Annotated in this window: 8 protein-coding genes; 6 read left to right on the top strand and 2 right to left on the bottom strand. The window is 65.7% G+C overall.

Annotated features, from left to right (window positions below; all coding sequences use genetic code 11):
• Positions 1-131 precede the first annotated feature (131 nt).
• The 5 genes from EXV95_RS09215 to EXV95_RS09195 all read left to right on the top strand — a co-directional run bounded on the left by EXV95_RS09215 (position 132) and on the right by EXV95_RS09195 (position 8844).
• The gene (locus EXV95_RS09215; protein WP_176886597.1) at positions 132-3392 is read left to right on the top strand and encodes an IPTL-CTERM sorting domain-containing protein; all 3261 of its coding nucleotides are present in this window, start codon (positions 132-134) and stop codon (positions 3390-3392) included.
• Between the two features lie 300 nt (positions 3393-3692).
• On the top strand, positions 3693-4025 hold the full coding sequence (locus tag EXV95_RS09210; protein ID WP_176886596.1) for a collagen-like protein: 333 nt from the start codon (positions 3693-3695) through the stop codon (positions 4023-4025).
• Between the two features lie 220 nt (positions 4026-4245).
• Positions 4246-6852, top strand: a complete 2607-nt coding sequence (gene clpB / locus EXV95_RS09205) for an ATP-dependent chaperone ClpB (protein WP_176886595.1) — start codon at positions 4246-4248, stop codon at positions 6850-6852.
• A gap of 66 nt (positions 6853-6918) precedes the next feature.
• Positions 6919-7275, top strand: a complete 357-nt coding sequence (locus EXV95_RS09200; RefSeq protein WP_055393184.1) for a hypothetical protein — start codon at positions 6919-6921, stop codon at positions 7273-7275.
• Positions 7276-7404: 129 nt separating this feature from the next.
• Positions 7405-8844 carry a coniferyl aldehyde dehydrogenase gene (locus EXV95_RS09195; RefSeq protein WP_176886594.1) on the top strand — a complete coding sequence of 480 codons (1440 nt, stop codon included), beginning with the start codon at positions 7405-7407 and terminating at the stop codon, positions 8842-8844.
• On the opposite strand, the gene EXV95_RS09190 is transcribed toward EXV95_RS09195, so the two are convergent.
• On the bottom strand, positions 8816-10690 hold the full coding sequence (locus EXV95_RS09190; RefSeq protein ID WP_176886593.1) for a hybrid sensor histidine kinase/response regulator: 1875 nt from the start codon (positions 10688-10690) through the stop codon (positions 8816-8818). The genes EXV95_RS09195 and EXV95_RS09190 overlap by 29 nt on opposite strands.
• Entirely contained in the window at positions 10677-11312 is a 636-nt protein-coding gene (locus EXV95_RS09185) for a response regulator transcription factor (protein ID WP_055393190.1), read from the bottom strand. The genes EXV95_RS09190 and EXV95_RS09185 overlap by 14 nt, the downstream gene beginning before the upstream one ends.
• Positions 11313-11564: 252 nt before the next feature.
• Between EXV95_RS09185 and EXV95_RS09180 the strand changes: the two genes are divergently transcribed.
• Positions 11565-12167: a hypothetical protein gene (locus EXV95_RS09180; RefSeq protein WP_176886592.1), complete on the top strand. Its 603-nt coding sequence runs from the start codon at positions 11565-11567 to the stop codon at positions 12165-12167.
• Positions 12168-12300 lie beyond the last annotated feature (133 nt).

Here is a 12300-nt window from a genome sequence, read left to right as displayed (position 1 = left end):
TGGAGGTACGCCTACTCCTCCTGTCAGGGAGGTGCATCCAGATCGATGCAATGTTTGGACTTGTGCGCAGCCACGTCCATTTCGAGAATCGCCTCCTGCCCAGATAGGGCCTGAACAGGGAGGAGTTCTTCATGGCATGTGTAGCGCAAGCACTGCGGCGCGCGGGGTGGTTTTGCCTGGCCGTCTTCAGCGTGTGCCTGGCGGTCGCGGGACAGGCGCGGGCAGACCTGTCTTTTGTGGCCGCGACCAGCTTGCGCCTGGGGGGATGGCCCACGGAGGTGGCGGCAGGCGATTTCAACGAAGATGGCCGACCCGACCTTGCGGTGGTCGATTATTCGGGCGGTAGCGTCAAAATTTTGCTCAGCACCGGGGACACTGCAGGCTTTTCCGAGGCGGGTGTATTCAGCATGGGCGGGGCTCCCTACGGTTTGGTGGCGGCCGATTTCAATGGTGACGGGCATCTGGATGTGGCCGTGACCAGTTTCAATAACGGGAACGTGGTGGTCCGCCTGGGGGACGGCAATGGCGGCTTGTCCGCTGCGGTCGCCTTTGCCGTGGGCCCCAACCCGACCGGCCTGACGGTGTCGGACTTCGATGGCGATGGGCGGCTCGACCTGGCCATTGCTATTACCGGGGGGTGGTCGGCACGCGGTATTTTTATTCTGTGGGGCGACGGAAGCGGGCGTTTTGACGCGCGTCCCGGCACCAGCATCGGGCTGAGTATTCAAGCTCGGCACATCGTCTCTGGCGACTGGAACGAGGACGGATTTGCCGATGTCGTTCTGGGCTCCGGCGATGGTGTGTTTCTGATGCTCGGAAACGGTGCGGGCGGTTTTGCGGCCTCGCAGCGCCTGACCGGCGATGAGGATGCCCCGTTTGTGGCGGTCGGTGACGCCGATGGCGATGGCCACCAGGACATCCTTGCGCTGGTGCAGAACAGTTTCACCAGCCCTGTCCTCCTGATCGGAGACGGGCAAGGAGGCTTCTCGCGCAAAAACGTGGGTATAGCCTATGGGCGCTTCAGCGGCGGGCAGATCGTGGATGTCACGGGCGATGGCTTTCCCGACCTGGTGTTGTCCCGTTACAGCGGCACGGTGCTGGTCGTGCCGGGCCTTGCCGGTGGCAGGTTCAGCTTACAGACCCAGGAATACGCCGTTGGCGAGGATGTGCGTAGACCGGTGGTGGCCGATTTCAACCGTGATGGGCATCCGGACATCGTCGTGTCGAACGACCAGGGCGGCCAGGGCGGCCATCTGGTCTATCTGCGTGGAGATGGCGCGGGCCAATTCGCTGCAGCGCGCAGTTACGCAGACCCCGAGCGCTATATCCGGGCGATAGCGACCGCCGATTTCGATGAGGACGGTCGCGCTGACCTCGCCGTGATCCACCGTGATGAAGATTCAGTCTGGATCCTGCGCGGCGACGGCACGGGCGCATTTGACTACCGCACCCGGCTTGAGACTGGGGCGGGCCCAAGCTCCCTGGCAGCGGGCGACCTCAATGGCGATGGGCATGCGGACTTGGCCGTGGTGAACGAGACCGATTCGACGGTCATGGTTTTCCTCGGCAATGGGTTCGGCGGCTTCACTTCGGCCGGGCAGCAGTCCTTCATTGCCCTGGCACCGATGTCGGTGACGATGGGCTCCTTTCAGGGCCCCGGCAAACCTGCGTACGCAGCCGTATGGGCGCTGGAGACGGCAGGCGTTTACGAAGGCATCAGGTGGGTGGGCGTGAGCCCGCAGGGCACTATCGAGCAGCTGAACATGTCGACGTGGGACAACGTGACGGGGTTCACTTCCCTGGATGTCAACCAGGATGGCCTTGCCGACCTTGTGGCCGCCACATCGGCGGGTACGGTAGGAACCGGGTTGACTGCCGGATCGGGGTCCTCTGCCAGCCCGGTTCCACAGGATCCCACTTATCTGCCCGTGGGCATTGGGGCCCTCAGGGCTGTCGCCGGGTGGAGCCAGGCTGGCCAATCGGGTGTGTTTACATCTGGAGGTACGCAGATCGCATCGCTGATCTCAACGCAGTGGCAGCCGTTGAGCGTTGCCGGGATCTATAACCCCGGGATCGCGGCCAGCGTTCTCGCTTCTTTCGACTTTGACGGCGATGGTGCGCCTGATGTGGTGGCTGCTGACGCAACCTCGGGCGAGCTTGCCATCATGCGCGGCCAGGGGGCGCCCGGCGGGCTGGGGGGCGCATTCTTGCGGTATGGGGGCGGCACGCCCGAGCAGATGGTGATGGCCGACTTCAACGGGGACGGCCTGACCGACATCGCTATGGCCAACGGCAACGGGGGCGTCGCTGTGCTGATGAATGCATCCCCATCCCCCAATGCTGCGCTCGCGTCGCTGGCGCTGTCCCAGGGGGCGCTCAGCCCGGCCTTTGCGGGCGGCGTCACGGCTTATACCGTCACGGTGCCGCATGGGGTGGCTCAACTGTCACTCACCCCCGTCGCAGCCCAGGCTGGGGCGTCCATCACGGTCAATGGAGTGCCGGTGACCAGTGGCGCGGCAACTGCGCCGCTGCCGCTGGCGGTGGGTTCCAGTGTCATCCAGGTGGAGGTGCTGGCCCAGAACGGCGTGGCCCGGCGCACCTACACCGTCACCGTCGAACGCGGGCAAGCTCCCCAGCATGCTGTCACTGCCACGGCGGGGGGCGGCGGCAGCATCAGCCCCGCCGGGGTCGTCAACGTGACCGAAGGCCAGGTGGGCAGTTTCACCATCGCCCCCACTGCGGGCTACCGCATTGCCGCCGTCACGGGCTGCGGCGGCGCGTTGGCGGGCAGCACCTACACCACGGCGGCGGTGACGGCTGCCTGCACGGTGCAGGCGCGATTTGAAACCCTGCCCACACCCACGAACACCGGGTCGGGGCCGGTCAACGTGGGCGTGGTGGATGGCAGCGCGGGTTGCCAGCTGGACCTGGCGGGCACCGGCCCGGTGGCGGCACCGGCGCCGTACCCCGGCGCCACTTTGCCGCACGGGGCGTTCCGCCTGCGGCTCATCAACTGCCAGCCGGGTGAGACGGTGCGTGTGGCGGTGACCTTTCCAGACCTCACGGGCTTCACGGTGAAGAAGTACGGCCCCACACCCGACAGCCCCTTGTCCAGCCGCTACTACGACCCCGTGAACCTGCAGATCAGCGGCAACACCGTGACCTACGACGTGACGGACGGCGGCTGGGGCGACAACAGCTTTGGCGCGCAGGACGGCACCATCAACGACCCGGTGGTCCCCGTGCTGCTGGCGCCCAGCCCGGCGGCCATCCCCACCCTGTCGACCTGGGGCCTGGGTGGGCTGGCCGCGCTGCTGGGGCTGCTGGCGTTGCGGGGCGGCCGACGCACGTCTGCGCGGTTTGTTGGAGCGGTGGCTCAAACAAGATTTTGAGCAATATTGGCCGCTAGCGATTATTGGTAAAGCGCTAGTAGCTATAAATTTTGTAGTGATTGTGAATGGGGTGGATGGAAGGTTTCGGCTGCACCAGGACTTCGTCGGCTCACTGGGTTGCGGTGAGGCATCGCCAGGAACCACAAGCAGTCGTCGGGCCGTCCTACAAGGCGGCAGGGGGGGCATCGATAAATTAGCGCTACCGCTGGCAGTGACTGTTGAACGCCACAGTTGCAGCCAGAAAGAAACTCTCCGCACAGTTTCATCATCGCGTGCGCTTCATCTCCTACAAGGCTTCCCATGAAAAAATCCCTGCTGCTCGCTGCACTTATCGTTACTTTTGGTCTTGCCGCTTGCGAGAAAACGGTTGTGGCCCCTCCCGCTGCTGCCCCCGTGGTCGTGGTCCCGGGCCCGGCAGGCCCTGCTGGCGCCACGGGCGCAACCGGCTCGACCGGTGCCACGGTGGCCGTTCCCGGCCCTGCGGGCGAAACGGGTGCCACTGGCGCCACCGGTTCCTCGGGTGCTGCCGGTTATGACGGTGCCAAGGGTTCCACCGGCGCTACCGGTGCCACGGGCGATACGGGAGCCGATGGCAAAAAGGGCGATACCGTGATCGTCGTTCCCGCCAAGTAATTCCTGGTGGACCCTAAAAAGCGCAGGCGGAATACCGCCTGCGCTTTTTTGCTTTGCGGGCTCAGCGCAGGCGGTCTGAGCCGGCGGTAGTCAAATGAATCGGTTCAAGGCATCAGGGCGCCTGGGCGAGGATTGATCTGGCGCAAGGCCCGCGCTGGGGCGTCGTCTTGAAATTCCAGAAGATTTGCCCCAAGTGCAGCGCAATTCGGAGGACATCCACATGCGTCTCGACAAATTCACCACCAAGTTCCAGGAAGCCCTGAGCGATGCACAGAGCATTGCGCTGGGCAACGACCACGCCTACATCGAGCCCGTGCACATGCTCGTGGCCATGCTCAAGCAGGACGACGGACCCAAGGCGCTGCTGCAGCGTGCGGGCGCCAACGTACCCGGCCTGCTGGCAGCGGCGGAAGCCGCCGTCAAGCGCCTGCCGCAGGTGCAGGGCAATGACCAGGTGCAAGGCGGCCCCGAGCTGGGCCGTGTGCTGCAGGCCACGGAGAAAGAGGCCATCAAGCGCGGCGACCAGTTCATTGCCAGCGAGCTGTTTTTGCTGGCCGTGATCGACAGCAAGGGCGAGGCCGCCAAGATTGCCAAGGACAACGGCCTCACCCGCAAGAGCCTGGAGGCCGCCATTGAAGCCGTGCGCGGCGGCCAGAAGATGGACAGCGCCGAGGCCGAAGGCCAGCGCGGCGCCCTGGCCAAATACTGCATGGACCTGACCGAGCGCGCCCGGCTGGGCAAGCTTGACCCCGTGATCGGCCGCGACGATGAAATCCGCCGCGCCATCCAGGTGCTGCAGCGCCGCACCAAGAACAACCCCGTGCTCATCGGCGAACCCGGTGTGGGCAAGACTGCCATCGTCGAGGGCCTGGCCCAGCGCATCGTGGCCGGTGAGGTGCCCGAAAGCCTCAAGGGCAAGCGCGTGCTGTCGCTCGACATGGCTGCGTTGCTCGCAGGCGCCAAGTTCCGTGGCGAGTTTGAAGAGCGCCTCAAAAGCGTGCTGAATGAGCTGGCCAAGGACGAAGGCCAGACCATTGTCTTCATCGACGAGCTGCACACCATGGTGGGCGCAGGCAAGGGCGAGGGCGCGATGGACGCGGGCAACATGCTCAAGCCCGCGCTGGCCCGTGGCGAGCTGCACTGCGTGGGCGCCACCACGCTCGACGAGTACCGCAAGTACATCGAAAAAGACGCAGCGCTGGAGCGGCGCTTTCAAAAGATTCTGGTGGGCGAGCCCACGGTGGAGGCCACCATCGCCATCCTGCGCGGCCTGCAGGAAAAGTACGAAGTGCACCATGGCGTGGACATCACCGACCCGGCCATCGTGGCTGCCGCCGAGCTGAGCCACCGCTACATCACCGACCGCTTTTTGCCCGACAAGGCGATTGACCTTATTGACGAGGCGGCGTCCAAGATCAAGATCGAAATGGACTCCAAGCCCGAGGTGATGGACAAGCTCGACCGCCGCCTGATCCAGCTGCAGATCGAGCGCGAAGCGGTGCGCCGCGAGAAGGACGAATCCTCGCAAAAGCGCTTTGCGCTCATCGAGGAAGAGATCACCAAGCTGCAAAAGGAAATCGCCGACTACGACGAAATCTGGCAGTCCGAAAAAGCCCAGGCGCAGGGTAGCGCGCATGTGCGCGAGGCCATCGACAAGCTCAAATTCCAGATCGAAGAATTCACCCGCAAGGGCGACTTCAACAAGGTGGCCGAGCTGCAATACGGCAAGCTGCCAGAGTTGGAAAAGCAGCTCAAAGAAGCCCAGGCACAAGAGGCTGGCAAGGACGGCGCACCCGCCACACGCCGCCTGCTGCGCACGCAGGTGGGCGCCGAAGAAATTGCCGAGGTGGTGAGCCGCGCCACGGGCATCCCCGTGGCCAAGATGATGCAGGGCGAAAAGGACAAACTCTTGCAGATGGAGACCAAGCTGCACGAGCGCGTGGTGGGCCAGCAAGAGGCGATTGCTGCGGTGGCCAACGCCATCCGCCGCTCGCGCTCGGGCCTGAGTGACCCGAACCGGCCCACGGGCTCCTTCCTGTTCCTGGGCCCCACGGGCGTGGGCAAGACCGAGCTGTGCAAGGCGCTGGCGGGCTTTCTGTTCGACAGCGAGGACCACCTGATCCGCATCGACATGAGCGAGTTCATGGAGAAGCACTCCGTGGCCCGCCTGATCGGCGCGCCGCCCGGTTACGTGGGCTACGAGGAGGGTGGCTACCTGACCGAGGCCGTGCGCCGCAAGCCCTACAGCGTGCTGCTGCTCGACGAGGTGGAAAAGGCCCACCCCGACGTGTTCAACGTGCTGCTGCAGGTGCTGGACGATGGCCGTCTGACGGACGGACAGGGCCGCACCGTGGACTTCAAGAACACGGTGATCGTGATGACGAGCAACATCGGCTCGCACCTGATCCAGGCCATGGTTGGGCAGGACTCTGACGACATCAAGGATGCGGTGTGGGGCGAGCTCAAGAACCACTTCCGGCCCGAGTTTTTGAACCGCATCGACGAGACCGTGGTGTTTCACGCGCTCGATGCGCAGCACATCGCCTCCATCGCCAAGATCCAGCTGCAACTGCTGCAAACCCGGCTGGCGAAGATGGATTTGGAGTTGCAGGTGTCCGATGCTGCCTTGGCAGAATTGGCCAAGGTGGGGTTCGACCCGGTATTTGGTGCGCGGCCGCTCAAGCGGGCGATCCAGCAGCGCATTGAGAACCCGCTGTCCAAGCTGCTGTTGGAAGGACAGTTCCCTCCCAAGAGCGTGATCGCTGTGAGCGTGAACCCGGTGCTGGAACCGGGGGTGTTCCAGTTCAGCGCCGCGCCGCAGGGTTGATCGGGACCAGGGGAAAAGGGTGTAACCCCTTTTCCCCTCTTCCCAGATGTGAAGGAGAGGTGACGTTTGAATGATTTTGTTGCGGGCGTTGTGCGCCTTTTGCTGCGGGTAGTGGTCGTCGCCATGGGCTTGGTGCTGTTTGCCAGCCTGCTGGTGGCGGTGATGGTGCTCGCGCTGGTCTGGGCATTGCGCGCGGGCTGGGCTCGCCTGACTGGCCGCCCCGTGACCCCGTGGGTGATGCGCATGGACCCGCGCACGGGCTTCAGCACGGTGTTTCGCTCTACCGAGCGCTGGTCCTCGGGCCGCCGTGGCGCCGCGCCAGCGGCGCCTGACGCCAGCGAAGAGACCGCAGCATCGCGCCGAGGTGGCATCCTGCCTGGCGCCGCTGAGGTCACCGACGTCGAGGCGCGCGAAGTGCGCTGAAGGGGCGTTTCTGACCGGGCGCTGCCCCGCACCATGCCCCATCCAGCGCCGAGCCACAGGGCACCTGCACCGGTGTCGCCTCTGCTTTTTTCGTGACGCGCCTGTCGGGGTGTCTTCTATGATCCAACCATGACACCCGCCGATATCCACGCCCATTTCGATCTTCAACGCCAGGCCAGCCGCGCGCATGTGGATGTGCCACTGCTGGTGCGCCGCGAGCGGCTGCTGCGCATCTCCAAGATGCTCAACGAGCATGGCCCGGTGCTGGCAGCGGCCGTGCAGGCCGACTTTGGCATGCGCTCGCCACGCCTGACCGAGGTGGCCGACTTCTTTGTGCTGCGCACCCTGCTGTCGCATACGCTGAGTCACCTGGCGAAGTGGATGAAGCCCCGCAAGGTTCGCACGCCCATCTTCCTGCAGCCCGCCAGTGCGCACATCCAGCGCCAGCCGCTGGGCGTGGTGGGCGTGATTGCCCCGTGGAACTACCCGGTGCAGCTGGCCCTGGCGCCCGCCATCACGGCGCTGGCGGCGGGCAACCGCGTGATGCTCAAGCCCAGCGAGCTGACACCCCACACCTCGGCCCAGCTGGCGTTGCTGGTGGCACAGTTTTTTTCACCCGACGAGTTCTGTGTGGTGCAGGGCGATGCCAACCTGTCGGCCCTGTTTGCCTCCCTGCCCTTCGATCATCTGGTGTTTACCGGCTCGACCGCCGTGGGCCGCAAGGTGGCCCAGGCGGCGGCGCAGAACCTGACACCCACCACGCTGGAGTTGGGTGGCAAGTCGCCCTGCATCATCGACGGCCACTGCGACATGGCGGATGCGGCGCTCAAGATTGCGCACGGCAAGCTGCTCAACGCAGGGCAAACCTGCATTGCTCCCGACTATGTGCTGCTGCCGCGCGGCCGCGAGGGTGAGTTTGCCCAGGCCTACCGGGCTGCCGTGGCGCGCCTGTTTCCCACCATCGAGGGCAACGCCGACTACGCGTCCATCATCACGCCGCGCCACCACGCCCGCCTGCGCACCATGCTGCAGCAGGCCCAGACGCAGGGGGCCGAAGTGCAGACCATTGACCCCGCTGCTGGCAAGCCCGTTGTGAACACGGTGGGCACGCTGGGCGACGGCGCCAGCCGCCAGATGCTGCCCACGCTGGTGTTTGGCGCTACGTCGCAGATGCAGCTCATGCAGGAAGAGATTTTTGGCCCCATCCTGCCCGTGATCTCTTACGAACGGCTGGACGATGCCATCGCCCACATCAATGCCGGGCCGCGCCCGCTGGCGCTGTACTGGTTTGGCCAGAGCGAGGCCGTGCGCGACGATGTGCTGCGCCGCACCGTGAGCGGCGGCGTGACGGTGAACGACACGCTGATGCACATTGCGCACGACAACTTGCCCTTTGGCGGCGTGGGTGACAGTGGCTGGGGCGCCTACCACGGCGAGCAAGGCTTCCTGCGTTTTTGCCACCAGAAGTCGGTGCTGGTGCAGTCGCGCTGGTCCATGGGCTCGCTGTTCTACCCGCCCTATGGCGCCCGGTTTGACCAGGTCATGGGGCTGCTGCGGCGCTGGTTGTAGCCGTCCCCTCGTCGTCGTCCTGTGGCATGCTGTCCGGTGGCACGGGCTGCGGCTGGGTGATGAGCTGCACCATGGCATCGCGCAGCTGGCCTGTAGACACCGGCTTGTGCAGGAGCAGGGCCGAGGTGGACTGCGCATCGCGCAGGCGCTGGGGGGATGTGTCGCCCGTCATGATGATGGCGGGCACGCTGGTGCCCAGGTAGGCGCGCAGGGCCTGCAGCACCTGCTTGCCGGTCTCTTCGTGGCGCAGGCGGAAGTCCGTGATGATGATGTCGGGTGTGATGTCTTCCAGGCATTCGAGCGCATCGGCGCTCGACTCTGCGGTGATGCACTGGCAGCCCCAGCTGTGCAGCAGCGATTGCATGCCGAGGCGCACGGCCTCATCGTCGTCAATGGCCAGCACCTTCAGGCCCACGAGGCTGACGGTATCGGGCGCAGGCGCGGTGTCGTCCTCCAGCGCACCCTGCCAGCGGTCAAGCCACAGCCGGAACACCGAACCCCGCCCCGGCTGCGACAGCACCTCGACCGAGGTGTTCATCTCGCGCGCAAGTCGCTGCACGATGGCCAGCCCCAGCCCCAGACCTTTGCGGCGGTCGCGCTCGGGGTTTCCGAGCTGGTGGAACTCCTTGAAGATGTTGTCCCACTGGCTCCGGGGGATGCCCGGCCCCGTGTCCCAGACCTCCAGCGCCAGGCGCTTGCCGCGCGTGCGGCAAGCAATCAGCACACCGCCTTTGGCGGTGTAGCGCAGCGCGTTGGAGATGAAGTTGTGCATGACCAGACCGACCAGCGAGCGGTCGGCATAGGCGGCTGCCGACGTCTCCCGTGTACGGTACACCAGCCCCGCCGTGTCGGCCTGTACGCCGAACTCCTGCTCCAGCGCCGTCAGCAGCGGCTGCACGGCAAAGGCATCGGGCCGAACCTTCACCACACCGGCTTCCAGCCGCGAATAGTCGAGCAGGGTGGTCAGCATCTCGGCCGCCGCGCCCGAGGCGGCATGGGCGTGCCCCAGCACGGTGAGCTGGTGGTCGTTGAGCGGGCTGCGCTGCAGCGATTCGAGGAACAGGCCCATCGCATGCAAGGGTTGGCGCAGGTCGTGGCTGGCAGCGGCCAGGAAACGGGATTTGTCGCGGTCGGCCTTCTCGGCGGCCTCCTGGGCCGCGAGGGCGCGTTGCGATTCGGCGCGCAACTGGTTCACCAGCCGGTCGTTTTCCAGCTTGAGCGCAATGCTGCGCCGTGTGGCCCGGTCGGCGGTGCGAGCCTGCATGCAGGTCAGCGCGTAATAGACACCGGTGAGAAACAGCGCAGGCCACAACACAGGCCCACCGGCCAGCCCCACTGCCATCATCACGCCGCCAATGGCGCAGGTAAGGTAGGTCACATACGCGCGGTACAGCGGGGCGCCCAGCCCCAGCGCGCCGGACGACACGGTGCTGATGATGCCGATGGCGTAGATCACACTCTCGGGGGTGCCCCAGCCGAGCACCACATATCCCAGGCTGCCCCAGCTCAGCCCCATGGCGGCCATGCAGGTGATCAGCTTGCGCGCCGCCTGCGGTGCAGGGTCTGCAAACGGTGCAATGCTGCGCAAGGTGAGATACACACCCGCCACCACCAGCGCGTGTGACACCACCCACAGGGCAATGGCCTGTGGCTCGACCACCCGCGCCATAACCCAAAGCGTGCCCAGTGCAGTGGCCAGCGACGCGAGCAGCGTCATCGGAAAGTTGTGCCGCAGCAGGGCCACCTGCTCGCGCAGCACCTCATCGCGCTCCCACGCCGGCCATCCCCAGCGGGTGGGGGGCTGGGCGGCATCCGGCTGCACCGGCAGGGCCTCAGAGGGAGTCATGGAGCTGGGGGGTGGACAGGCCGAGGCGCTGGGCCGCCAGCAAGGCGGCGCTGCGACTGTTGACGCCCAGCTGCGCAAAGATGGCCGCCACGTGCACACGCACGGTGTTTTCGCTCAGGCCCAGGTCGCGTGCGATGACCTTGTTGGGCTTGCCGGTGCACAGCAGTGACAGCACGTCGAGCTGGCGAGCTGTCAGCGACGGCGTGTCTGGCCCGCGCGTGGTGGCGCTGTTGCCGCTGTTGATCGGAAAACACGGCTGCCCCGACAAGGCGCACGAAATGGCCTCCAAGATGTCTTCGGCGCTGGCGGATTTGGGCAGGAAACCATCGGCGCCCCGGGCGCGTGCTTCATGGATCGCATCGGGCGCCACGCTGGCCGAGACCAGCACGATGCGCGCCCGGGGGCAGGCCTGGCGCAACAGGCGCAGCCCATCCAGGCCGCTCATGCCGGGCAGCTGAATGTCCAGCAGCACCAGGTCGGCGTCGGCCAGCTGCAGCGCGCAGGCTTCGGCAATCGAGCCCGCCTCGGCAATCGTGCCCACGCGGGGGTGGTCCTGCACGATCAGGCGCAGCCCGGTGCGGAACAGGTTGTGGTCGTCCACCAGCAAAAGGCGGGCAGTCATACAGCAACAGCCCCGGCGCAAACCGGGATGCAACACCCGCCTTGCCTTGGGACGAACCGTTTGCCTGAGCTCTGTTTTGCGTAAGTCATGAGCAAGTATTGCGCACAACACACTGTTGCGGACTAGTCCATTTGTGCGATGGACGCTCCGTTGTGCACTTTCTAGACTTTCCGTCAAGCATTGAAAAGCACCTGAGGGGGTGCGTACCAACCATCCATCAATGCGCAACCTTCGTTTTTCAAAGGGTTTCCCATGACTGCCAATGCACTTCACCCAGGTTCAGCCGCTTCCGATGTGTCCCGCCACCACGGCGAACGACGACCGGGGGCCATCGCTTCGCCGCAGGGCAGCACGGGGCTGGGGGGCAACACGCTGGCCCAGATCGTGGAAGACAACTGTCCGGGCACGCAGGCGTCGGCTGGCGTGGTGATCGAGCACCTGGACGCCCAGGCAGGCACCTGGCAGTTTTCGATGGACGAGGGGCAGACATGGCGAGCCATCCGCACCGATCTCATCAACCGCGATGGCAATCTGGGGCTGGCGCTGGACTGCGATGCGCGGCTGCGCGTGCTGCCTTTTGGGGGCCACCGCGTCAGCGGCGTGCGTGTGGCTTTCCACACGGTGCAGCGCCGCCACGGGCAAGGCAACGGCAGCTACCGCGCCTATGCGAGCGACGAGCGCGAGGAAGGGTGTTCGCGCACCGTCACGCTGGTGCTGGGGCTCTCGGCCATCAACGGCGCGCCTCCGGCCGTGCATGTGCCGCGCCCCCGTAACAAGCGCGCGCTGGTGCAGCGTGCAGCGGCGGCAGCTGGTGCGGCGGGGACTACGCTCTCGGGCTCCATGGTGCTGGCCTGAGATCCTGCTTGGCGCCCGCTGCTGGGCGTTGCCTTGCGGCGCAGCCCGCAGCGGCAGCCGCTTTACCGGCGCCGCAATGCTATGTACACAGGCATTTGAGAGGGGCCCACAGAGGGTTTGCGAGGGGGCCGGA

The organism is Acidovorax sp. JMULE5 (genome assembly GCF_013376875.1).
GTDB classification, from domain to species: Bacteria; Pseudomonadota; Gammaproteobacteria; order Burkholderiales; family Burkholderiaceae_C; genus Acidovorax; species Acidovorax facilis.
Note: the sequence above shows the minus strand (reverse complement) of the source record. Positions and strands in the feature narration are given on the sequence as shown.

Bases quoted from the DNA above. Each gene is read 5' to 3' on its own strand.
- EXV95_RS09195 (WP_176886594.1), top strand. From the start codon at position 7,405: ATGACACCCGCCGATATCCACGCCCATTTCGATCTTCAACGCCAGGCC.
- EXV95_RS09215 (WP_176886597.1), top strand. From the start codon at position 132: ATGGCATGTGTAGCGCAAGCACTGCGGCGCGCGGGGTGGTTTTGCCTG.
- EXV95_RS09180 (WP_176886592.1), top strand. From the start codon at position 11,565: ATGACTGCCAATGCACTTCACCCAGGTTCAGCCGCTTCCGATGTGTCC.
- EXV95_RS09190 (WP_176886593.1), bottom strand. From the start codon at position 10,690: ATGACTCCCTCTGAGGCCCTGCCGGTGCAGCCGGATGCCGCCCAGCCC.
- clpB (WP_176886595.1), top strand. From the start codon at position 4,246: ATGCGTCTCGACAAATTCACCACCAAGTTCCAGGAAGCCCTGAGCGAT.
- EXV95_RS09210 (WP_176886596.1), top strand. From the start codon at position 3,693: ATGAAAAAATCCCTGCTGCTCGCTGCACTTATCGTTACTTTTGGTCTT.
- EXV95_RS09185 (WP_055393190.1), bottom strand. From the start codon at position 11,312: ATGACTGCCCGCCTTTTGCTGGTGGACGACCACAACCTGTTCCGCACC.